This is a genomic window from Undibacterium sp. Ji83W (assembly GCF_049340385.1).
GTDB lineage: Bacteria > Pseudomonadota > Gammaproteobacteria > Burkholderiales > Burkholderiaceae_D > Undibacterium.
On the sequence record NZ_JBMPOZ010000006.1, the window covers coordinates 125,765 to 147,829 of the forward strand.

Annotated in this window: 22 protein-coding genes; 10 read left to right on the plus strand and 12 right to left on the minus strand. The window is 50.7% G+C overall.

Annotation, left to right across the window (positions count from 1 at the left end; genetic code table 11):
* Positions 1-76 precede the first annotated feature (76 nt).
* From ACO0LD_RS12500 to ACO0LD_RS12550, 11 genes are all read right to left on the minus strand, one after another.
* Positions 77-1,405, minus strand: coding sequence for a hypothetical protein (locus ACO0LD_RS12500; protein ID WP_423007184.1), 1,329 nt, complete (start codon positions 1,403-1,405; stop codon positions 77-79).
* Between the two features lie 46 nt (positions 1,406-1,451).
* On the minus strand, positions 1,452-1,757 hold the full coding sequence (locus ACO0LD_RS12505) for a transcriptional regulator (protein WP_423007186.1): 306 nt from the start codon (positions 1,755-1,757) through the stop codon (positions 1,452-1,454).
* Between the two features lie 8 nt (positions 1,758-1,765).
* Positions 1,766-2,455, minus strand: a complete 690-nt coding sequence (locus ACO0LD_RS12510) for a hypothetical protein (protein ID WP_423007188.1) — start codon at positions 2,453-2,455, stop codon at positions 1,766-1,768.
* Positions 2,456-2,783: 328 nt separating this feature from the next.
* The gene (locus ACO0LD_RS12515) at positions 2,784-3,764 is read right to left on the minus strand and encodes a branched-chain amino acid ABC transporter permease (RefSeq protein WP_423007190.1); all 981 of its coding nucleotides are present in this window, start codon (positions 3,762-3,764) and stop codon (positions 2,784-2,786) included.
* Positions 3,765-3,775: 11 nt separating this feature from the next.
* On the minus strand, positions 3,776-4,660 hold the full coding sequence (locus tag ACO0LD_RS12520; protein WP_423007192.1) for a branched-chain amino acid ABC transporter permease: 885 nt from the start codon (positions 4,658-4,660) through the stop codon (positions 3,776-3,778).
* A 318-nt stretch (positions 4,661-4,978) separates the two neighbouring features.
* Positions 4,979-6,199, minus strand: a complete 1,221-nt coding sequence (locus ACO0LD_RS12525) for an ABC transporter substrate-binding protein (RefSeq protein WP_423007194.1) — start codon at positions 6,197-6,199, stop codon at positions 4,979-4,981.
* Positions 6,200-6,275: 76 nt separating this feature from the next.
* Entirely contained in the window at positions 6,276-7,004 is a 729-nt protein-coding gene (locus ACO0LD_RS12530; protein ID WP_423007196.1) for an ABC transporter ATP-binding protein, read from the minus strand.
* Entirely contained in the window at positions 7,001-7,774 is a 774-nt protein-coding gene (locus ACO0LD_RS12535; protein ID WP_423007198.1) for an ABC transporter ATP-binding protein, read from the minus strand. Before ACO0LD_RS12535 ends, ACO0LD_RS12530 begins: the two co-directional genes overlap by 4 nt.
* Before the next feature lie 188 nt (positions 7,775-7,962).
* Positions 7,963-9,582: a GMC family oxidoreductase gene (locus tag ACO0LD_RS12540; RefSeq protein ID WP_423007200.1), complete on the minus strand. Its 1,620-nt coding sequence runs from the start codon at positions 9,580-9,582 to the stop codon at positions 7,963-7,965.
* A 20-nt stretch (positions 9,583-9,602) separates the two neighbouring features.
* Positions 9,603-10,640, minus strand: a complete 1,038-nt coding sequence (locus tag ACO0LD_RS12545) for an NAD(P)H-dependent flavin oxidoreductase (protein WP_423007202.1) — start codon at positions 10,638-10,640, stop codon at positions 9,603-9,605.
* Between the two features lie 830 nt (positions 10,641-11,470).
* The gene (locus ACO0LD_RS12550; RefSeq protein ID WP_423007204.1) at positions 11,471-12,967 is read right to left on the minus strand and encodes a CoA-acylating methylmalonate-semialdehyde dehydrogenase; all 1,497 of its coding nucleotides are present in this window, start codon (positions 12,965-12,967) and stop codon (positions 11,471-11,473) included.
* 113 nt (positions 12,968-13,080) lie between these two features.
* On the opposite strand from ACO0LD_RS12550, the gene ACO0LD_RS12555 reads away from it, so the two are divergent.
* The 4 genes from ACO0LD_RS12555 to ACO0LD_RS12570 all read left to right on the plus strand — a co-directional run bounded on the left by ACO0LD_RS12555 (position 13,081) and on the right by ACO0LD_RS12570 (position 15,768).
* Positions 13,081-13,965, plus strand: coding sequence for a LysR family transcriptional regulator (locus ACO0LD_RS12555; protein ID WP_423007206.1), 885 nt, complete (start codon positions 13,081-13,083; stop codon positions 13,963-13,965).
* A 127-nt stretch (positions 13,966-14,092) separates the two neighbouring features.
* Positions 14,093-14,821, plus strand: coding sequence for a substrate-binding periplasmic protein (locus tag ACO0LD_RS12560; RefSeq protein ID WP_423007208.1), 729 nt, complete (start codon positions 14,093-14,095; stop codon positions 14,819-14,821).
* Positions 14,821-15,093, plus strand: a complete 273-nt coding sequence (locus ACO0LD_RS12565; protein ID WP_423007210.1) for a hypothetical protein — start codon at positions 14,821-14,823, stop codon at positions 15,091-15,093. The genes ACO0LD_RS12560 and ACO0LD_RS12565 overlap by 1 nt, the downstream gene beginning before the upstream one ends.
* Before the next feature lie 228 nt (positions 15,094-15,321).
* A complete protein-coding gene (locus tag ACO0LD_RS12570) occupies positions 15,322-15,768 on the plus strand; it encodes an FKBP-type peptidyl-prolyl cis-trans isomerase (RefSeq protein ID WP_423007212.1) in 447 nt (148 codons plus the stop codon).
* Between the two features lie 25 nt (positions 15,769-15,793).
* Here ACO0LD_RS12570 and ACO0LD_RS12575 read toward each other — a convergent pair whose 3' ends face one another.
* On the minus strand, positions 15,794-16,078 hold the full coding sequence (locus tag ACO0LD_RS12575; RefSeq protein ID WP_423007214.1) for a hypothetical protein: 285 nt from the start codon (positions 16,076-16,078) through the stop codon (positions 15,794-15,796).
* A gap of 175 nt (positions 16,079-16,253) precedes the next feature.
* On the opposite strand from ACO0LD_RS12575, the gene glpK reads away from it, so the two are divergent.
* The 6 genes from glpK to ACO0LD_RS12605 all read left to right on the plus strand — a co-directional run bounded on the left by glpK (position 16,254) and on the right by ACO0LD_RS12605 (position 22,029).
* A complete protein-coding gene (gene glpK, locus ACO0LD_RS12580; RefSeq protein ID WP_423007216.1) occupies positions 16,254-17,723 on the plus strand; it encodes a glycerol kinase GlpK in 1,470 nt (489 codons plus the stop codon).
* A gap of 71 nt (positions 17,724-17,794) precedes the next feature.
* Entirely contained in the window at positions 17,795-18,325 is a 531-nt protein-coding gene (locus ACO0LD_RS12585; RefSeq protein WP_423007218.1) for an SRPBCC family protein, read from the plus strand.
* Between the two features lie 48 nt (positions 18,326-18,373).
* Positions 18,374-18,757: a hypothetical protein gene (locus tag ACO0LD_RS12590; protein ID WP_423007220.1), complete on the plus strand. Its 384-nt coding sequence runs from the start codon at positions 18,374-18,376 to the stop codon at positions 18,755-18,757.
* Between the two features lie 181 nt (positions 18,758-18,938).
* Positions 18,939-20,153: a DUF3419 family protein gene (locus ACO0LD_RS12595; RefSeq protein ID WP_423007222.1), complete on the plus strand. Its 1,215-nt coding sequence runs from the start codon at positions 18,939-18,941 to the stop codon at positions 20,151-20,153.
* 8 nt (positions 20,154-20,161) lie between these two features.
* Positions 20,162-21,286 (plus strand): hypothetical protein, encoded by a 1,125-nt coding sequence (locus ACO0LD_RS12600; RefSeq protein WP_423007224.1) that lies wholly within the window; start codon positions 20,162-20,164, stop codon positions 21,284-21,286.
* Between the two features lie 434 nt (positions 21,287-21,720).
* Complete coding sequence (locus ACO0LD_RS12605) at positions 21,721-22,029, plus strand: hypothetical protein (RefSeq protein ID WP_423007226.1); 309 nt, start codon at positions 21,721-21,723, stop codon at positions 22,027-22,029.
* Positions 22,030-22,065 lie beyond the last annotated feature (36 nt).

The window sequence follows — 22,065 nt, forward strand, 5'->3', positions numbered from 1 at the left end:
TGAGATATTAAACCACTTGGCTGACATAAAAAATCGCAAGCTGCATGGTTCTCTATTGACAGGTCAGTGATAAAAATTATGCCTCTTCATCACCGGTGTGAACACGAAAGTGCATATTCACCCAAAGACCCGTCAATAGCATCAAGAATGCAAGAGCGATAACCACTGCCCCTTTGCCAATTTCCTTGTGAGGTAATAAAGGGCCCACGGCTTGATAAAGGGCATAGCACGCAGCGCCAGAGAGCAGGCCTATTGCCAGCAGACTACGTGTTCTATAGCTGATCAACAACAGACAGATTGCCAGCACACCAAACTTCCAGGAATACCAGGCTGGCAAGTCCGGTATGGACGCACCATCACCGCTCCAGCCCGACAGGCAAGTTGCGGCAAACATCAGCAGACTCGCTGCCACACCAAGATTTCCATCGCTACGATGCCAGGCCTGCAATCCCATAGCCACAGATAGCAGTATCAGCACATGCGTCAATACGACAGGAGTGAAAAAACTGTTTATCAACATCAGGATGGCAAATTTCCAAATGTCGCTGGCTGCTGTGCGGGTCAACACGCAGAGCAAAAAGTAAGCAGAGAATTGACCGAACACCGCTTGCACGCGTATCGAAGGTTCAGCCACAAAAAACAAGAAAGCCCAGACATGATAAAAGTAAAAACCGATGAATATCCTGAAGGCTGCCTTGATACAACTATCTGCCAGCCTGGCCTGATCCTCATTCCTTGCCCACCCGGATCTCAGGGGTGGACGACGCAGTTCCAACGCCAGCACTATCAAGGTTCCCAGCCAGGCTGCAACTTGCAAACCGACAGCATGATTGCTATCCACGCGGGAAAGAAAGGCAATCAATAAAGGAATGCAGGCCGCCGTCAGCAGTACGGATACATAATGATAAGCCTTGATATCCAGGCGCATGGCAACGGCCATCAGGCGCAATTTCAGGGCCAGCATCAGCAACCACAACACATCAATCGCCACACCAAACCATGACTGCATCGCCAGCCCTTCCAACCTGAAAGTGCAGTCGAACAGCAATACGCATTCAAGCAGACATAGCATTGCCGCAGGACGAATGGCCCCCAGCCTGTGCGCCAGGAACATGGCAGCCGCCAGCAAGCTTAACTCATACAATTGCAAAACCAGCAGCAAGCCAACGGCACTGAAGGGCCCAGACAATATTGTCATGGTCGCCAGGTTACGGTCGATCAGGAATATTCCATACAACATGCAAAAAGCACTGATGAAATACAAGGGGTTGTACTCGACAAAAAAATACTTGAGCCAGGATCTGGCATCGTTTTTTTGTAACCCGTCCTGATCTGGTATCAGTCCAAAATGTCTGGCTGACCTGACAGACCTGGCTTCGGTATCCATCGCTATTGTAGTATCCATATCAGCCTTCAAAGAAAGTCACGGCATTGCCGGTTTTTATTGCGTTTCAGCGTACCTGCTTGAGTAATGATTCAATGGTGTTCAAGTACGTCTGCAAATCCTGTCGTCCGGCGCTCGTGCAGGCATACGTCGTTCTTGGCTTGCGATCGATAAATTCCTTGTTGACACTGATCAGTGTGGCTTCTTCCAGCTTGCGCAAATGGGTAGATAAATTTCCCTTGGTGAGCTCCAGTGCAGCCAGCAGGCTATTGAAATCAACTGGCCCACCAGCGATGGACAAGTGGACCATGATCATCAGACGCACGCGGTCAGATAGTAAGGGATGCACTCTTTGCAAATCCTTAGTGCTCATGATGCCGCCTAGTGCGCTGCAAGCATTTGACTGCGATAACGCAAAACCAGTCTGCCTGCAGACAAACCTGCCACGATGCTGAATGTCAGCAGTGGTACCAATAAGGCAGACGAGCCAACAAAGAATTGATAAGTCCCCAGGCCAAGGCACAATACGCCCAAGCTGACCGCTGCTTTTGAAGGCAGCGTAAACAAGCGTGCCTGGAACAAGTAATCTGCAGTAAAAGCAAGCAAGACTGGTGCTATCCACAGCGCTTTGCCAGCCAGTATCAACAAAGCCAGGCAGATGAATTTCATCAACAGGTCAGATACCAGCGACAATTGGTACATATAGCGAAAATTGCGCCTGATGTAGCTCCCGAGTTCTTCGCCGTTATGTCTGGCAGCACGCCAGATAACAAAGTACAAAACCAGCACCAGGCCGGCCACAATAAATCCCATCAATCCTATGCCCACCAGTATTAATTCAGGATTTTTACTGCCGCTGCTAATTGTCTCCGTCATTGAACCCGCAGTGAACAACTCCAGCAAACTAAGAGCAAGCACAATAAAAAATATCCCAAGCTGCACGAGCAGATTGGCATCCAGTGTGATGCCGGACAATTTCGCATCAGGTGTATCTGCATCTGCTTGCCGTATCACCTGCCGTATCAAGGCAATACTATTGATTGCCTGTTGAATATCATCATCTTTGTCCATATCAATCCTTTATTGAAAACTAGTTTGCAATACAAACCAAAGAATAGCCGAATTAAAAAATATGTCAAGAACCTGAGTTCAAGGTGACAATCAAATTAGATGATCGTGCCAGACCAGCGTAAGTACGGCATCTGATCAAGCATTAGATGCGAAATCCAATTGCAATAGCAGATTCCAGATTAAGGAAAACAGCGCCAGCTACAAGTCCACTAGATACATCCGGGACTCGCACCAGATAAATAAAACAGACATAAAAAAAACCCGCAAATTGCGGGGTTCTCTCATTGGCAGGCTAAGCAGATCAAGCAGACTGTGCAGACCAAAAATTTCAGCCAGCCCTGGCCTTGCCGTTACGCTCAACATACGCCATCAATTCACCGACAATACCGCGCCTGAAAGCCAGTACGCAAACGATGAAGATCAGGCCCGTGACGATAGTGACAGAGTCACCTATGGTGCGGAACCATTCTATCGTCGTGATGTTGGCCAGCAGGTTGCCGAGGTCACCAAGTTTGTTTTCCAGTGCGATGATGATGATGGCACCAACGATCGGGCCTACCAGCGTGCCCAGACCGCCCACCAGGGTCATCAGGACCACCAGGCCAGACATGGACCAGTGTACGTCCGTGAGCGTCTCAAAACCCAGTACCAGGGTTTTGGTGGCACCGGCCAGGCCTGCCAATGCAGCCGACAATACGAAGGCCATAAGCTTGTAGCGGTCTACGTCATAACCCAGCGAGATCGCGCGTGGCTCATTTTCCTTGACGGCTTTCAAGACCTGGCCAAACGGTGAATGCACGGTACGCATGACGATGGCAAATCCGGCAATCGCCACCACCAGCACAAAGTAATACAGCGTCAGGTCAGAACTCAGATCCAGCATACCCAGCAGTTTGCCGCGTGGCACGCCTTGCAAACCATCTTCACCACCGGTGAACTTGGCCTGCAGGAAAACGAAGTACAGCATCTGCGCCAGGGCCAACGTGATCATGGTGAAGTAAATACCCTGGCGGCGTATCGCCAGTGCCCCCATCACCAGGCCTATCAGGGCTGCTGCCCCTACCCCCAGCAAGATGCCAAGCTCAGTCGGCAAACCGGCATCACGCAAGGCCCAGCCAGCGATATAACCGGCAGCACCAAAAAAGGCAGCGTGACCAAAGGACAGCAGGCCAGTGAAGCCGATAAGCAAATTGAAAGCACAGGCAAACAGGGCAAAGCACAAGAGCTTCATCAGGAACACCGGATAGATAATAAACGGCGCTGCCAGTAACAGGGCAAAAGCAATGCCGTAACTGATTTTCTTATTCATGGTGGCTCCGTTTATTTTTCTTTACCGAACAAACCGGCAGGGCGGATCATCAGGACGATGGCCATGACGATGAACACAACAGTCGCCGACAGCTCAGGATAAAACACCCGCGTCAGGCCTTCGATAATACCCAGGCCCAGACCTGTCAAAATCGAACCAAGGATAGAGCCCATGCCACCAATCACCACCACCGCAAACACTGTGATAATCAGGTTGGAACCCATCAAAGGCGACACTTGTATGACGGGCGCTGCAAGCACACCGGCAAAGGCTGCAAGAGCCACACCGAAGCCGTAAGTCAGGGTCACCATCAGCGGCACATTGACACCAAAGGCTTCGACCAGTTTGGGGTTTTCAGTACCGGCACGCAGGTAGGCACCGAGCTTGGTTTTTTCGATGACGAACCAGGTCGCAAAGCAAACGACAAGTGAAGCAACCACAACCCAGGCACGGTAGTTAGGCAAGATCATGAAGCCCAGGTTGGTCGCCCCTGTCAACGCTTCCGGCACCTGATAAGGCTGGCCAGACACGCCATACGCCGAGCGGAACACACCTTCCAGCATCAAGGTGATACCAAAGGTCAGCAGCAAGCCATACAGATGATCCAGCTTGTACAGCCAGCGCAGCATGGTCTTTTCTATGATGATGCCAAACAGCCCCACCAGCAAAGGCGCAATCAGCAGCATGGCCCAGTAATTGATGCCAAAATAATTCATGCCCATCCACGCGAGGAAGGCACCCATCATATACAGGGCACCATGGGCAAAGTTAATCACATTCAGCAAGCCGAAAATCACAGCCAGCCCCAGAGACAGCATCGCGTAAAACGAGCCGTTGACCAAGCCCAGCAAAAGCTGGCTTAGCATCGCTTGCAGCGGAATACCAAATATTTCCATGGCACGCTAAATAAAAAATGGATGGAAAGGTGAAGACCTCTCAACACAGACACACAGAGTCACAGAGAAAATCAGGAGAAAATCATTTCTTTCTGCCTACTCCCTAAGTACTTCTTCTGCGAAAAATCTAGCGTTGAATGACTTCAATTTTGCAAACGTGAAGGTCGCGACAAAGTCCGCGACCTTCCCCGTAAAACAACGGCAATGCTGAAATTCAATTATCGGGATGCAGAGCAAGGCAGAACTTGCAAAAGCGACGTAGCAATACGAAAGTATTGCGAGGCTTTGCAACGCCGCTATGCGCCCGAGAATTGGATTTCACTTCCAGAGGGAGCACTTGGATTCGGATTTTGTGGTAAATGCTTGCTCACCCGGAATAGTCTGTGCCACTTTGTAATAATCCCAAGGCTCTTTAGACTCAGCGCTGGTTTTCACTTGCATGAGGTACATGTCATGGATCATGCTGCCGTCACCACGGATGTATCCGTTTTTGGCATACATGTCATTGACTTTGGCAGCCTTCAGTTTTTCCATGACTTTTGCCGTGTCATCCGTACCCGCAGCCTTGACCGCATTCAGGTAAGTCAGCGTTGCAGAGTAATCAGCGGCTTGCAGGCTGGAAGGCATTTTCTTCATTTTTTCGAAATAGCGGCGTGACCATTTACGCGCTTCTTCGTTTTGATTCCAGTACCAGCTGTCGGTCAGGTACATGCCGTTAGTTGCATTCAGACCCAGGGAGTGGATGTCATTGATAAACATCAGCAAACCAGCCAGCTTCATGGTTTTGGTGACGCCAAATTCATTGGCTGCCTTAATCGCATTGATGGTGTCACCACCAGCATTTGCCAGACCCAGGATTTGTGCCTTGGAAGCTTGTGCCTGCAACAGGAAAGAAGAGAAGTCAGATGCCGACAAAGGATGTTTGACCGCGCCTGCAACCGTACCGCCATTGGCTTTAACAACATTGGCAGTATCACTTTCCAGCGACGCACCAAAAGCGTAATCGGCAGTCAGGAAATACCAGCTTTTGCCACCCTGTTTGACGACTGCAGAACCCGTGCCCTTGGCCAGTGCCACAGTGTCATAGGCATAATGCACGGTCGTCGGTGCGCATTCTTCATTGGTCAGGCGGGCAGAGCCGGCACCGATGGAAATAAAGACGCGTTTCTTTTCTGCCGCGACTTTTGCCATCGACAAAGAAGTACCCGAATTGGTACCGCCGATCAGCATGTCGACGCCGTCACGGTCAAACCATTCACGTGCACGGCTGGCAGCGATATCGGCCTTGTTTTGATGGTCGGCTGTGACCAGTTCAATTTTCTTGCCCAGTACCGTGCCGCCAAAATCGGCAATCGCCATCTTGATGGCTTCTGCACCACCCTGGCCATCGATATCAGAATACAGGCCAGAAATATCGGTGATGAAACCGATCTTGACCGTGTCACCAGATACTTGCGCATTTGCATTCAGCGCAAAACCAGCCAGTGCGGCGGAAACTGCGAGACTTGCTACTTTTAATTTCGTGAATGTTGCTTTCATGCGTCTTCTCCAATCATATTTTTATTCAACCCTGCTTCACCAAGACAGCGAGGCAGTTACCTTACAGATGTACATCCTACACACCCAACAACTCATTCAAGACCGGCATTTTTTCCTGCAATTGCGCAGACGCAAAACTCTCAACGATCTGCCCATGCTCCATGACATAAAACCTGTCCGCCAGCGGAGCAGCGAAGCGGAAATTCTGTTCCACCATGACAATGGTATAACCCTTGGATTTCAACATCGTGATCATGCGTGCCAGGGCCTGGACGATGACGGGTGCCAGACCTTCGGAAATTTCATCGAGCAGTAACAAACGCGCACCAGTGCGCAAGATACGTGCGACGGCCAGCATCTGTTGTTCACCACCGGACAAGCGTGTGCCCTGGCTATTTTTACGCTCAGCCAGATTGGGGAACATTTCGTAAATCTCGGCCACCGACATGCCCTTGTTCTCTTTCGATACCGAAGGTGGCAACATCAGGTTTTCTTCTGTGGACAAGGACGAAAATATCCCGCGCTCTTCCGGGCAATAACCTACGCCCAGATGTGCCACTTTATGCGTGGGCAGGTGGATCGCCTCTTGCCCGTTGATCTTGATCGAGCCCTTGCGTGCACCAGTCAGGCCGACAATGGCGCGCATGGTGGTCGTGCGCCCGGCACCGTTGCGGCCCAGTATGGTCACTACTTCGCCCTGATTCACTTTCAGGTTCACATCATGCAGGATATGCGACTCACCATACCAGGCTTGCAGGCCGGTAATTTCCAGCGCTGGACTAGTGTTTGTATTCGTAGCAATCATGCATGCGCCCCTTCCAATTCACCACTGGTACTGCCCATATAGGCTTCCATGACTTTGGGATTGGTGGATACTTCCTGGTAAGTGCCTTCGGCCAGCATGGCACCGCGCTGCAAGACCGAGATCTTGTCGCAAATACCCGACACCACATTCATATTATGTTCCACCATGAGGATAGTGCGGCCAGCCGACACCTTCTTGATCAGCTCGGTCACGCGATGCACATCTTCATGGCCCATGCCCTGAGTAGGCTCATCCAGCAACATCATTTCAGGTTCCATGGCCAGGGTAGTGGCGATTTCCAGGGCGCGCTTACGGCCATAGGGCAAATCAACCGTCACCGTGTCGGCGAATGAAGTCAGGTCAACTTCGGCCAGCAATTCCATGGCACGCGCATTGAGCTGGTTCAGCGATTGTTCGCTTTTCCAGAAGTGGAAAGAAGTGCCCAGTTTTCTTTGCAAGCCTATGCGCACGTTTTCCATTACTGTCAGGTGCGGGAAAACCGCCGATATCTGGAATGAACGTATGATGCCCTGGCGCGCAATCTGGGCTGGTTTGGCCGAGGTGATATCGCGGCCATTGAACAGGATTTGTCCCGAAGTTGGGACAAGAAATTTGGTCAGTAAATTGAAACAGGTGGTCTTGCCGGCACCGTTAGGGCCGATCAGCGCGTGGATATGCCCACGCTGCACCTGCAAATTAACTTCGCTTACAGCTGTGAAGCCCTTGAACTCTTTGGTCAAGCGCTTTGTCTCCAGGATGACGTCGGTCATCTCTTCTCCTTATTGTCTGGCTTATGGTTATTACTCCAACGCGACAACACTTCCTTTATTTTTTGGAAGTTTTTTATATTAGCTTTTTATAATACCCAGCAAACCGATTTCTAAACAATACGGTATAACTACCATAAGTAATTCCACGCAGAAAAATTTCTTACTGTTCTGATTCAATTTCCGCTGATTTAGCTTGCCAATATACTCCTTGCCGCCTTCTCTGCAATCATCACAGTAGGTGAGTTGGTATTACCTGAGGTTATAGTCGGCATAATAGAAGCATCAGCCACGCGCAGGCCATTTATGCCTATTACGCGCAAATTGCTGTCGACTACTGCCGCAGTATCGTCCACCCGCCCCATTTTGCAAGTGCCTACCGGATGGAAAATCGTCGTACTTATATCCCCTGCTGCCCTGGCCAATTCTTCTTCAGTCTGGAACTGTACCCCAGGCTTCATTTCTTCCGGTTTGTACTTCTGTAAAGCAGGTGCAGCAACTATCTTGCGCGTCAGTGTCAGGGAGGCCGCTGCTATCTTGCGGTCTTCTGCCGTCGTTAGATAATTCGGTACGATTTTTGGTGCTGCAGCGGCATCATTACTGGCAATGCGCACATGGCCACGTGAAGTAGGGCGCAGATTGCAGACGCTGGCCGTGAATGCCGGGAAATCATGCAGAGGGTCACCAAATTTTTCCAGCGACAAGGGCTGTACATGGTATTGCAGATTAGGTGTCGCCTGACTGGCATCCGAACGGGTAAATGCGCCCAATTGTGATGGTGCCATCGACATGGGGCCGCTCTGGAACATGGCATATTCCAGCCCTATGCGCGCCTTGCCTATCAGGCTGTTAGCCATCTTGTTGAGCGTTTTGGCACCAGTGATCTTGAATGCAGAACGTATCTGTAAATGGTCTTGCAAATTGCCGCCGACGCCAGGCAATTCATGCACCAGATCAACTCCAGCCTGTTGCAAATGTGCCGCATCTCCTATGCCCGATAATTGCAAAATCTGTGGTGAACCTATGGCTCCTGCAGCCAATACGGTTTCTTTCATGGACTCGGCAAACCAGCTGCGGCCACCGCCCATGAATTCCACGCCAGTACAACGCTTGCCTTGCTCATCACTCTTGATCACGAGTTTCTGCACCTGGCAACCCGTCATGATGGTCAGATTGGGTCTGTTTGCCGCTGGTCTCAGGAAAGCCTTGGAGGCATTCCAGCGCACGCCACGTTTCTGGTTCACATCGAAATAGCCACAACCTTCATTATTGCCACGGTTAAAGTCATCGCTGTTAGGGATACCGACTTCGGCTGCCGCACTGCGGAAGGCGTCCAGGATTTCCCAGGACAGCCTTTGTTTTTCCACCCGCCATTCGCCACCCATGCCATGGAATTCTGCATCATCGCCGTGGTGGTCTTCACTCTTCTTGAACAGCGGCAATACCTGCTCCCAGCGCCAGCTATCGTCTCCCGTCAGCTCTGCCCATTGCTGGTAATCCCTTTCCTGGCCACGCATGTAAATCATGCCATTGATGGACGAACTACCACCCAGCACCTTGCCGCGTGGATAAATCAGGCTGCGGCCATTCAGGCCCGCTTCTGCCTCAGTACGGAACATCCAGTCTGTGCGCGGATTATTGATGCAGTACAAGTAACCAACGGGGATATGTATCCACACATAATCATCCTTGCCACCAGCCTCTATCAACAAAACCCGGTTGTCAGGATTCTTGCTGAGGCGGTTCGCCAGTACACAACCTGCCGTACCAGCACCGACGACGATGTAATCAAACTGTCCTGCTGCTTCCATACCGTTTTCCTTAATTCTAATTAGTCTTGCATTTCCGCGATCAGGGCAGCCATCAGTTCGGCCACACTCAAATCCCTCACCGCAGCCATGCCCTGCCCGGCCCACATTGACATCAGTTCAGTATTTGCTGCTTTACCTGCCGCTGCGCGTATGGAACCCGTCAGGGCGTTCTGTATCGGATAGGCAGGCACTTTGTCAGCAACTGCCGCCATGGTTTGCATGAAGTGGTTATCCAGACCACGCGCAATGCGGCCAGAAAAAGCGCGGGTCTGGCGTGTGGTGTCACTACTGCTTTCCAGCAGGCGTTGTTTGTAGGCAGGGTGGATGGCTGATTCCTTGGTCGTCAGGAATGCCGTACCCATCTGCACCAGTTGCGCGCCCGCCTGCAAGGCCTGTTTGATCTGTCTGCCATCCATGATGCCGCCAGCAGCGATGATGGGCACCTGCATATGCGGTTTGCAGGCTTCCAGCAAGGCTGACAGACCCAGACTTGAATCTCTTTGCGCACCAATGAAAGTCCCACGGTGACCACCCGCCTCCACACCTTGCAGACAGACAGCATCTGCTCCCATGGCTTGCCAGACGATGGCTTCCTGCAGATTGGTCGCAGTACCCACCACTTTTATTCCCGCATCATGCAGGCGTTGCAACTGGCTGCCGTGCAAGACATCAAAGGTAAAGCTAGCTACTGCAGGGCGGGCCGTGATCAGGGCATCGAGCTGGGCTTCAAAGTCTTCACACCAGCGTGTCGGGGTCGGCAAGTTGTCCCAGCCCAGTTCCTGGCAAACAGCTTGCAGCAGTAACTTGGCAGCTTCAAGGGCTGCAAAATCGACTTGTGGCCGGGTTTGTACGAAGAGGTTGATGGCGAAAGGTTTATCCGTCAGTCTTCTGATGTGCTCAGCCTGTTCTATGATGGCGAGTGGCGTCAGCAAGGGGGCTGCGAGTGAGCCCAGGCCGCCTGCATTTGACACTGCGGCCACCAGTTCAGGTGGGGTGGCACCACCGGCCATGGGGGCCTGGATGATGGGGTGGGGGCAGAGGGTTTGCAGGCTGGGCATTTGGGGCTCCGGGTTTATTTAAGTGAGTTGTTGGAAACAGGTAAATCAGGCTTTCATCAATTTTCGTGTTTGTACGCTAACTCATTTACTCACTTCTGTCACTGTATTGCGATTGCAGGTCGGGGGTAGCCCGACAGCTACTTACTTTTCTTGTCTCGCCAAGAAAAGTAAGCCAAAGAAGGCGACCCAGGCGTAGCCGCCCCTGCGGGGTTCCCGTTTGTGCAGTACAAAAAATGGGAAATGCCCGAAACTCGCTGCGCTCAAACACGTGCATTTCTTAATCCATTTTCTGTACTGCACAAACGGCGGCTACACATGGGAACTGCTAACTTCAAAAACCACTTCAAATTCAAAAACAACCCCAAAACCACTGCTGATTAACGGTGCATAAACAATTTAAAATCCGGTCGCATTGACGTTGCTTTTGGCTCTGTTTTTGACCTTCAACCGCTTGGGACGATGTAATTTGTGTGCCACAGAAAATGGAATTAGAAGAGCCGATGTTTGAGCGGAGCGAGTTTCGGATCTTCCCATTTTTTGTGACGCACAAATTATGCTGGAGCGTAGCGTAAGCACCCGAAGGGCGAGTCTGAGGTCGCCTTTCTTTGAATACTTTTTTTGGCGAAGCAAAGAAAGTATTTCGGCCGCCGGGCCGAGACCCGGCTTGTGTCTACGGAAGGCAATCTCTTTAATAAAGACTCAAGCATGCAACGAACGCCGCTGGGCTCCTGCCTGCGCAGGAGCGACGACAATCTGATTGCCGTTTATCGACAGAACCCCATCCTCATCCCGACCTTCTCCTTGAAGGAGAAGGAGCAAGCACGCAGCCGCTACTTCGCCACCGGCATCGTAAACTCCGCCCCTTTATCTATGCTATCCGGCCACCTTTGCATGATGGATTTATAGCGCGTATAAAAACGTATGCCCTCTTCGCCATAGGCATGCACATCGCCAAACAAAGAGCGCTTCCAGCCGCCAAATGAATGCCAGGCCATGGGCACAGGAATAGGCACATTGATGCCCACCATGCCGACCTGTATGCGGCGTGAGAATTCGCGGGCGGTGTTGCCGTCCGAGGTGAACAAAGACACGCCGTTGCCAAATTCATGGCGGTTGATGAGTTCAACCGCAGAGGCAAAATCAGGGACGCGGACTACGCATAGAACCGGGCCAAAAATTTCTTCGCGATGTATTTTCATGCCCTCTTTGACATGGTCAAACAAACAGCCGCCGAGGAAGAAACCGCCTGCATGGCCAGGCACTTTCAGGCCTCGGCCATCAACCAATAGTTGCGCGCCTTCGACTACGCCTTCAGCGATATAAGATTCAATTTTTTCCTTGTGCTGGGCTGTGACCACCGGGCCCATTTCAGCATCAGACTCCATGCCGTTTTTGATCTTCAAGGCTTCCACTCTGGGCACAAGGGCTGCTACCAGTTTGTCAGCCACATTACCAACGGCAACAGCGACCGAGATCGCCATGCAGCGTTCACCGGCAGAGCCGTAAGCTGCACCCATCAGGGCATCGACGGCTTGCTCAAGGTTGGCATCTGGCATGACGACCAGGTGGTTTTTTGCGCCGCCCAAAGCCTGCACGCGCTTGCCCATGCGGGTGCCTTCGCTATAGATGTATTCAGCAATCGGGGTAGAGCCAACGAAGGAAATCGCCGACACATCGGGATGCTGGAGCAAAGCATCGACAGCCACTTTATCGCCCTGCACCACACTGAAAACACCATCCGGCAAGCCAGCTTTTTTGAGCAAGTCAGCTATCAGCAAGGAACAGGAAGGATCACGCTCGGATGGCTTCAAGATGAAGGTATTGCCAGTCGCAATCGCCAGCGGTGCCATCCACATCGGCACCATGAAGGGAAAGTTGAAAGGCGTGATGCCAGCCGTCACACCCAGAGGTTGGCGCAGGTTGTAATTGTCTATGCCACCACCGATATTGTCAGAGAATTGCGACTTCAACAGTTGCGGCATGCCGCAGGCAAATTCGACGATTTCTATGCCGCGCGTGACTTCGCCCATGGCATCTGACAAGACCTTGCCATGTTCACGGGTGATCAGGGTCGCCATTTCCTTGTGATGCTGGTCCAGCAATTCCTTGAACTTGAACATCACACGGGCGCGTTTTAGCGGGGCAGTTTCTGCCCAGGCAGGTGCAGCGGCCTTGGCAGCGGCGATGACGGCATGCACTTCCTCAACGCTGGCGAGGGCGACACTGCCCGTCACTTCGCCCGTAGCAGGATTAAATACATCTTGCTGGCGGCCACTGCTGGATGCATAAGTCTGGCCATTCATATAATGCGCAATTGTGGATGTCATAAGTAAACCTTAGGGGTGATATGCAGTTTTTTCTGCGGTGACACAGAGATTAATTCACTCGTCCCACTTAATCCAATGAGTTATTATCAATGGCAATATAAGGATTATTAATAATGGACTTGATACAACTACGCGCCTTTGTCGCCGTGGCGAAAGAAGGCAACCTGACGCGGGCAGCAGAGCAATTGCATGTGACCCAGCCTGCCGTCAGCCTGCAGATCAAGTCCTTGCAAGAGAGCTTGCAACTAAGTTTATTCACACGCAGCGCCAGCGGCATGCGCCTCTCCAATGATGGTGCCAAACTCTTGCCTTATGCAGAAAAAGTCATTGCCAGCATGACGGAGTTTCGCCAGGCCGCCCATAGTATGCACAGCACCATTTCTGGCGAGCTGGCGATAGGTACCATACTCGACCCTGAGTTCACCCGACTGGGGCTATTTTTGAAGCAACTGGTCGAGACTTATCCACAGTTATCCACAAAGTTGCAACAAGGCATGTCAGGTACGGTCTTGCAGCAAATCCGTGCCGGTACGCTGGATGTGGGGTTTTATCTGGGGCAGCCGCCAGATGACGGTAAAACGCCTTGCCACAGCCAGGTGCTGACACCATTTACCTATCGCGTAGTAGCACCCAAGGGCTGGAAAAACCGGGTAGCAGGCCAGGGTTGGGCCAGCCTGGCCAAACTGCCATGGTTGTGGACACCGGCAGAATCAGCCCATCACCGCCTGCTGAGCCAGATTTTTGCCGGGCTTGGAGTGACGCCCAACAAGGTCGCCCTGGTAGACCAGGAACCGACCATGCTGGATCTGGTGAAGTCTGGCGTAGGCCTGAGCCTGATCCGCGATTCGATTGCCATACGCGAAGCCCATGCACATGGCCTGGTGATTGCTGATGCGGTCAGTATCACTACGGAACTAAGCTTCATCTGTCAGGAAAAACGCCAGCATGAAGCCATGATAGCTGCCAGTTTTGCTTTATTGAAAACGATCTGGGTTTAGTGAACAGTCACAATCCAGCAGACTGTCGCCTTAGCCGCACAACAGCGCGCAAAACAAGAAAATATCTGCCTTTATTAGAAATTCAGCGGTATATTTCCAGCACTTCTCTATTTTGGAAACTACGTTCGTGAAATTCTTGCTATCCAGTTTGCTGGTATCTCTGGCCACCGTTCCTGCATTTTGCCATGCAGAAACGATCAAACTGCTTATCCAGGAATATGCTCCTTTCACCCATACCGACCTCAAGACCGGCGAAATCCAGGGTGCGCTGACTGAAAAGATTACAGAAATCCTCAAGCGCGCGGGTGACAACTACAGCATCAGCAGCACATCCCTGGCACGCGGTTTGAATTCCACGCTGAATGATGACAATACCTGTTTGTTTGGTTTTCGCCGTACGTCCGACCGGGAAAACTCATATAAATGGGTAGGCCCTCTGGTCACCGACACCTGGGTTTTGTATAGCCGCAAAACCGATAGCCGACTATTGAAAAATTTTGAAGATGCCAAACCCTATTCCATAGGCTCATACAAACATGCTGCTACCGGTTTGCAACTTAGCGAGCAAGGCTACAAAATAGAGTTTGCCGGTCAGGACGATGACAATCCGCGCCTGCTGGTGAATGGCAGGCTGAACTACTGGATAGTCTCGGAATCGCATGGCATGCACCTTGCCCAACAACAAGGATTTGCAAATGATATTGTGCGTGCCATCAAATGGAAAAGCGTAGAACTCAATATGTTATGCAATGTCCGCATGGACAAGCAGCGTATAGAGTTGTACAACAAAATTAATAAAGAGCTGGATAATGACGGCACTATGGAAAAAATCATGCGCAAATACGGGATCAAATAATGGCCAGATCAACCAAGGCCGCCTATGCTGTCAACCGCCTGCGCGAGCGTAGCAATGCAGCTTATTCCATGGTCAGCCTGGCCGATGGACGGTTTTCCCTGACCCTGGCCAATCTGGAACAGCCAGATGAATTGCCAACCAGCGTCAGCGACGCCATGGAAATGGATGAATTTGTCGCTTATGTGAATAACTTGCAAAAACTGGCGCCTAAAAAAGCCAGCAAACTGGATATCGCCTTCGAGAAAAAACTCGCGGCAGCCAAGCAAAAATAAAAGCACTGAAAATAAAAGTATTATCTATAGGACTTAAGCAAAATTGTCCCAGCAAGGCTACCGCTGTGAGAAACATCCCTTGTAAGGGATGTTCGTTACGTCGGCAGTCAACATGTTGTCTGAAACCCCGACTACACCGTAGCGACGAAGACAGTACTTTAGTACGGCTAGGAGCTACAACGCAGCTGGGGCAGTTTTGCATAAGTCCTAATCTATAAGGAAAACCGAATGAAATACAAATATCTTAGCGCCCTGCTCGCCAGCACTCTGTTCACTGGCATCTTGTCCACCTCACCAGCTCAGGCCCAAGCGCCTGATAGTGTGGTCATCAGCAGGTTGACTAAAATTGATGAAAAAGTTGGCACAGGCAAAGAAGCGCTTGCAGGCAACACCGTCTATGTGCATTACACAGGCTGGCTGCATGACCCTTTCGCCAACCGCGAACGTGGTACCAAGTTTGACAGCTCGGTAGGCCAGCAGGCTTTTTCCTTTTCCATAGGCTCGGGCCGTGTCATCAAGGGCTGGGAACAAGGCGTTGCAGGAATGAAGGTAGGTGGCAAGCGCACTCTGATCATCCCGCCAGAACTGGGCTATGGTGCGGCAGGAGCAGGCAATGGCATGATACCGCCGAATTCCTATCTGATCTTTGATATTGAATTACTGGATGTGAGATAAATCCATATGCCTCTGATCAAAACCTTCAGCCTGGCTGCTTGGCTTTGATTTCCTGGACATCTGTCCAGATCGATTCATAAGAATAGATGGCATAAAAGAAGATGGAAATCGCCAGCACCGTCGCCATAGTCCCAGCATAAAACAGCGGGCTAAGACCAGCAGGGAAAATATATTGATACCAACCCAGCAGGCTGGCGGCGACCATGGCAAAAAAAGACAGGTTAATCAAACGGCGGCTTTTACGCATGGTGCCAAAGGCAAATAAGACCAGCACCAGTAAAGACAAAGAAAAATTGAGTAAACCTGCCACAGTGTTGCCTTTCTTGCTTAATATTAAATCAATAATCTACTATATCAAATTCAATCCTGTTTGCCATTGCACGAATGGCTAAAATTGTAACCAGACGTCAGCATCAGGCTGAAAATTTTTCATTCTGCATTTTTCTGATCTTCATCCATGAGGCTCAGATGCATCAGGAATTTTTATGACATATCTGCTTGCACTAGACCAGGGTACTTCCAGTTCGCGCAGCATTATCTTCAATGAGCGTGGGGAATTAATCGCCACCGCCCAGCAAGAGTTTCGCCAGATTTTTCCGCAACCTGGCTGGGTAGAACACGACGCCATGGAAATCTGGCAAAGCCAGTTCGCCACCTGCCAGCAAGTCATGGCCAAAGCCAATTTACAAGCGAAAGACATCGCCGCGATAGGCATCACCAACCAGCGTGAAACCACGGTATTGTGGGACAGGAAGACAGGCCAGCCGCTCTACCATGCCATCGTCTGGCAAGACCGCCGCACCGAGGCTTATTGCGATGAATTGCGCCAGCAAGGCTATGCTGCACGCATACAAGCCAAGACTGGCCTGATACTTGACCCCTATTTTTCTGCCACCAAACTCAAGTGGCTGCTTGACCAGATTCCCGATGCGCGCCGCCGTGCAAATGCAGGTGAACTGGCTTTCGGTACCATTGACAGCTGGCTGGCCTGGCAACTCAGTGAAGGCCGCCTGCATGTCACTGATGTCAGCAATGCCTCACGCACCATGCTGTACAACATCCACGACAATAAATGGGATGAAGAATTACTGTCCTGGTTTGACATACCCAAGGCGCTGCTGCCTGAAGTCTTACCATCCAGCCACCAGTTCGGGCACAGCAAGCTGCTGGGCGCAGCCATCCCCATCGCCGGTATTGCCGGTGACCAGCAGGCAGCCTTGTTTGGCCAGGCCTGCTTTACGCCGGGCATGGCAAAAAATACCTACGGCACGGGTTGCTTCATGCTCATGCATACCGGTGATCAATGCCCAAGTTCGCAAAATGGCCTGATCAGTACGGCGGCCTGCCAGATTGACAAGCGGGCACAATATGCACTTGAGGGTAGTGTCTTCATAGGCGGTGCGGTAGTGCAATGGCTAAGAGATGGTTTGAAAGCCATACAGCATTCCACCGATGTAGAGCAACTGGCAGCAACGGTGCCGGATTCTGGCGGTGTCGTCTTTGTGCCTTCTTTCACTGGCCTTGGCGCCCCCTACTGGGTGCCTTCGGCCAAGGGTGCCATCCTGGGCCTGAGCCGGGGCAGCACGGTGGCCCATATCGCCCGCGCTGCGCTGGAATCGATCGCCTTTCAAAGTACTGCCTTATTGCAAGCCATGGTCAGGGATGCTGTCTTCCCCATCAAGGAATTGCGCGTCGACGGCGGTGCAGCAGCAAATAATATGCTGCTGCAATTCCAGGCAGATTTGCTGGGCATACCAGTGATACGTCCCAAAGTCACTGAAACTACAGCGCTGGGCGCTGCTTATCTGGCGGGTTTGGGAACCGGTGTATACAAAAATATGGAAGAATGCGCTTCGCAGTGGCAAATGGAGACGCAATTCACACCAGCCATGAGCCGCGATGAAGCTGCCAGCCTCATGCAAAACTGGGAAATCGCCATAGGAAAAGTAAGATAATCCAGGCAAGAGATATCCACAGCCAAATATCAACTCTTTCCACCATTTACATTACTAACGGGAGAATAAAAATGAAAATTATTAAATGGTCTGCAGGCATACTTATTACTGCCATCGCCCTGATACTGGCGATAGCCTATTCGCTGCCCAATGAATACAAGGTCGTGCGCAGTGTGCAGATACATTCGACACCAGCCAAGATCTTCCCTCTGATCGCCACACCCAAGGAGTGGAAAAACTGGTCAGTCTGGAACCAGCGTGACCCAAACATGAAGATGGAATTTTCTGGCCCTGAATCAGGCACGAATGCCGCCTGGGAATGGAAAAGCGCATCACAAGGCAATGGCGGCATGAAACTCAGCCACGCCAGTCCCTTCCGTGAAATTGATTATGAACTGCACTTTGAAGGTATGGGTAAACCATCGACTGGCAGTTTCTTGCTGGAAGCCCAGCCTGACGGCACCAAAATCACCTGGACCATGCTGGGTACGACCGAAGGTAATTTGATGATGAAGCTATTTGCCCCATTTATGGATAAAATGGTGGGTCCCGATTTTGAAGCTGGCTTAAGTAATCTGAAAAAGTTTGCCGAGAAAAATTAATTGCACTTGTAGTCAAAACTACATCGCATCTTCTACCCGATTGCATCAATGAAACTCAAGTATGTCCTGATCCTGGCTTTGCAAATGCTGACTGCATTGCCAGCTTCCCCGGTTTTTGCTGCAGCAGCTGGCAATACTTCGGCCCCAGCCAAAGCAGCGCCAAGTACGCAAGCAGTGTTCGTGGTCGCGCCAGAAGATTTGCCCAAGCAAAATTCTGGCGTACAGATAGACACACCCAAGCAAGTTGCCACCGAGAAAAGCAATAAGCCTGATGTACCCATCCTGGTATGGTCTGGCCCCGTCCCCCTGGCTGGTGGCCTGTGGATACTGGTCGCCTCCATGCCCGTGCTGGCGTCCCTGTATTTCGCTTATCAGTTATTCATGTTCATCAAAGCCAGACGCCGCCGCTTATCCACAGAACGCGGTAACTGAGTACATCTGGACTTAAACAAGAAAAGCATGAATCACATTGGTTCATGCTTTTTTCTTAAGTGCGAGAGTTTTGCAAAATTCCCTTATTTGTTTTTCATATAATCTTCATCAAACTGTCACCAGCCTGTCACCTCTACGTCCTAAAGTCTCCCTTAACCTACAACCATAAGCGGAGACCAGCATGTCCACCAAAGCCCTGATAGACAGTGCCGTTTTCAATTCAACCACGTCCGGCCGCAAGGGTCTGGCAGACAAATTGTTTGCCCACTGGTTCAGCCGCCTCGTGTATGCCCAGATCTGGGAAGACCCACAAGCTGATCTGGATGCGCTGCAATTAAAGCCAGGCGCAAATATCCTGACCATTTCTTCTGGTGGCTGCAATGCCCTGGCTTATTTGTCCGCTGAACCGGCTGCAGTGCATGCCGTGGATTTGAATGCGGCACACCTGGCCATGCTCAATATCAAGCAAACTGCCATCAGGCATTTGCCCGACTATGATGCAGTGCTGGCATTTCTGGGTAATGCCGACAAGCCAGATAACCTGAAACGCTATAAGCGACATATACGCACACAATTGTCAGACGATGCCAGCAACTTCTGGGAAAGTCGCTCTTTGTCTGGCAAGCCGCGCTACCATTATTTTACTAGCCAGGCTTATCAGCATGGTTTGTTGGGTAACTTCATCGGCTTTGCGCATTTCTTTGTGCGCCTCATGGGCGGCGACATGAGCAAGCTCATGCAGGCTAACAACCAGCAGGAACAGGCACAATTATTCGAGCAATATGTCGCGCCAGTATTCGAGACCCGCTTATTCCGCCTCATCGCCAGCCAGCCATTGGCGCTATATAGCCTGGGCATACCACCTTCGCAATTTGCTGAATTGAAACACGAAGCCAAAGATGGCTTGCATCTCTTATTCAAGGAAAGAATGCGTCATCTGGCGTGTGATTTTCCGCTGGAAGAAAACTGTTTTGCCCAACAGGCATTTGGCCGCCGTTATGACACCAAAAAACAGGCCGCCCTGCCCATGTATCTGCAGCAAGAACATTTCCACACCCTGCGCCGCAATATAGACAGGCTGCATCCCCATCATCAAACCCTCACTGACTTTTTGCTGGGCCAGCCACGGGCTTCCATGGACGCCTATCTCTTCCTCGATGCCCAGGACTGGATGGATCAACAACAATTGACAACACTCTGGCAAGAAGTGAGCCGCACTGCAGCGCCTGGGGCCAGGGTGGTATTTCGCACTGGTGGTAGCGAGTCCCCGCTGGAAGCCAAGTTACCGGCAGAGATACTGGCCGCCTGGCATACCGATGCGGCCCATAACCGTGCCCTGTATGCCACTGACCGTTCTGCCATCTATGGCGGCATGCACCTGTACACCAAGATTTAATCACTAAATTGCATACCTCATTACCGCCACGCGTGGTGGCAGATGCCCTGTGGCTGTTGACTGCGCGTTCACGTGGTGGCCAGCACTGGCTCAATAATGCCACTTGCGATATCGATGCCGTAGAAATCGCCGGGCAAAGCCAGCCAGTCACTTTGCTGGATCAAAGCAGCTGGCAAGAAAGCTATGTCGCCAGCCCGCGTTCTACCTGGTTGCGTTATCCACGCCAGGAAACACTACGGCAAGTCGGTCCAGCATGGACGCAAGCCATCAAACTGGGTAGTTGCGCCATCTTCGGGCCGCTCTCCGCCCTGTTCAAAGCCAGCAAACTGGATCAGGCAGCCATCATTGCCAACCATCTGGTCTCAACCAATCTGTACCCTGACTGGTCAGCAACAGAGATCAGCACTGTTACCAATAAGTTACTAAACACTTATCCACAGCGTCCGCTGATGATGCGTAATATCTGTCCACAGGTGAATCCTGAACTGACTGAAAGCCTGCTCAGCGCTGGCTGGCAATTATTCCCAAGTCGCATGATTTACCTCTGCGACCCACAACAGACCAGCGTCTGGAAGCACAATCATGTCAAACAGGATGCCCGCTTGCTGGACAATCATGAAGTAGAAGTGTTTACGCATGAGCAACTGCAAATGCAGGACATCGCCGTATTACAGCAACTCTACCGCCAGCTCTTCATCGATAAACATTCTTACCTTAATCCAGACTTCAGCGCCGCCTTCTTTGAACTTTGCCTGGAAACCCAGTTCCTTGAAATGCATGCCCTGCGCTGGCAAGGCCGCCTGGTTGGGGTGCTAGGTATTTATACGCATCCAGAGCATGGCTGGCTGACAACACCACTGATAGGGTATGACACCAGTCTGCCAAAAGAGCTGGGTTTATACAGAAGGCTAATGGCTTTATTACTTAAAACAGCCAAAGATAAAAAGCTGAAACTGCACTACAGCTCAGGTGCCAGCCAGTTCAAACGCGCTCGCGGTGGCATCCCGCAGCTTGAATATACCGCCATCTATAACCGTCATTTATCCACAACTACGGTTCAAAGTGCCGCGCTCTTTGGTCGTTTACTCACTACTTTTGCGCCAGCAATATTGAAAAAAGCCGACCGACTTTGAACACCCCTAACAAACAACAATTGTAGTCAGGACTGACGAAAAATCGTCCCAGCAAGGCGTCAGCGACGAAGACAGTACTTTAGTACGGCTAGGAGCTGCAACGCAGCTGGGGCGGTTTTTCGTCAGTCCGCCCTATTTTATCTGTGGATAAGCCTATGCATATCCACAGGATGAACTGTGCAAAACCAGTGAAAGTCGTAGCTGAAGATTTTTTATCCCAAAACCGTCCTTTTTTCATACAGGACTTATCAGCACATCTATACATGAACTAAGTACTTGTTTCTGTGGATAAATTAGGACTTATCCACAAAATATCGCGACGTTAACTACTATTACTATGTATATATAAACTAAGTTATCTAATTAAACCCTTTTTGGAAAACCCTGGAAGTTTTTCCTGAAAGATCTGGTTTTGATACAAATAAAAATGATTGATGAAGAAATTTGATATTTCAAAAAAAAAGAACCTGGCAGCTTTCTTCACCTTTCATAAAAATGCTGGATTCCCCAAAAAACATTCATTTTTTTTATTGCAGGCAAATTCAAGTTTTGAAAACTGCCTTGCTTTAAGAAATTCATCTGATCACTTTGCCAAAGATCGTCAGCATTCCTTTTTTTCTAAAAAATCTTCCCTGCAAAGCTATAAATTAGTCTTTTTCAGGAAATTCGCGTCGAAAAACAACATTTTTCAAAAAAACTTTGTGGATAAGTCTGCTGATATCCACTGCATCCATTGTGCGTAACTCTAAATTTACTCATCTACAAGTTTACTGTTCAGA

Excerpts from the sequence above, each read along its gene's own strand:
- glpK (WP_423007216.1), top strand. The coding sequence starts at position 16,254 with ATGACATATCTGCTTGCACTAGACCAGGGTACTTCCAGTTCGCGCAGC.
- ACO0LD_RS12555 (WP_423007206.1), top strand. The coding sequence starts at position 13,081 with ATGGACTTGATACAACTACGCGCCTTTGTCGCCGTGGCGAAAGAAGGC.
- ACO0LD_RS12605 (WP_423007226.1), top strand. The coding sequence starts at position 21,721 with ATGAAGAAATTTGATATTTCAAAAAAAAAGAACCTGGCAGCTTTCTTC.
- ACO0LD_RS12585 (WP_423007218.1), top strand. The coding sequence starts at position 17,795 with ATGAAAATTATTAAATGGTCTGCAGGCATACTTATTACTGCCATCGCC.
- ACO0LD_RS12515 (WP_423007190.1), bottom strand. The coding sequence starts at position 3,764 with ATGAATAAGAAAATCAGTTACGGCATTGCTTTTGCCCTGTTACTGGCA.
- ACO0LD_RS12540 (WP_423007200.1), bottom strand. The coding sequence starts at position 9,582 with ATGGAAGCAGCAGGACAGTTTGATTACATCGTCGTCGGTGCTGGTACG.
- ACO0LD_RS12535 (WP_423007198.1), bottom strand. The coding sequence starts at position 7,774 with ATGACCGACGTCATCCTGGAGACAAAGCGCTTGACCAAAGAGTTCAAG.
- ACO0LD_RS12595 (WP_423007222.1), top strand. The coding sequence starts at position 18,939 with ATGTCCACCAAAGCCCTGATAGACAGTGCCGTTTTCAATTCAACCACG.
- ACO0LD_RS12505 (WP_423007186.1), bottom strand. The coding sequence starts at position 1,757 with ATGAGCACTAAGGATTTGCAAAGAGTGCATCCCTTACTATCTGACCGC.
- ACO0LD_RS12530 (WP_423007196.1), bottom strand. The coding sequence starts at position 7,004 with ATGATTGCTACGAATACAAACACTAGTCCAGCGCTGGAAATTACCGGC.
- ACO0LD_RS12590 (WP_423007220.1), top strand. The coding sequence starts at position 18,374 with ATGAAACTCAAGTATGTCCTGATCCTGGCTTTGCAAATGCTGACTGCA.
- ACO0LD_RS12550 (WP_423007204.1), bottom strand. The coding sequence starts at position 12,967 with ATGACATCCACAATTGCGCATTATATGAATGGCCAGACTTATGCATCC.
- ACO0LD_RS12510 (WP_423007188.1), bottom strand. The coding sequence starts at position 2,455 with ATGGACAAAGATGATGATATTCAACAGGCAATCAATAGTATTGCCTTG.
- ACO0LD_RS12570 (WP_423007212.1), top strand. The coding sequence starts at position 15,322 with ATGAAATACAAATATCTTAGCGCCCTGCTCGCCAGCACTCTGTTCACT.
- ACO0LD_RS12565 (WP_423007210.1), top strand. The coding sequence starts at position 14,821 with ATGGCCAGATCAACCAAGGCCGCCTATGCTGTCAACCGCCTGCGCGAG.
- ACO0LD_RS12500 (WP_423007184.1), bottom strand. The coding sequence starts at position 1,405 with ATGGATACTACAATAGCGATGGATACCGAAGCCAGGTCTGTCAGGTCA.
- ACO0LD_RS12545 (WP_423007202.1), bottom strand. The coding sequence starts at position 10,640 with ATGCCCAGCCTGCAAACCCTCTGCCCCCACCCCATCATCCAGGCCCCC.
- ACO0LD_RS12525 (WP_423007194.1), bottom strand. The coding sequence starts at position 6,199 with ATGAAAGCAACATTCACGAAATTAAAAGTAGCAAGTCTCGCAGTTTCC.
- ACO0LD_RS12520 (WP_423007192.1), bottom strand. The coding sequence starts at position 4,660 with ATGGAAATATTTGGTATTCCGCTGCAAGCGATGCTAAGCCAGCTTTTG.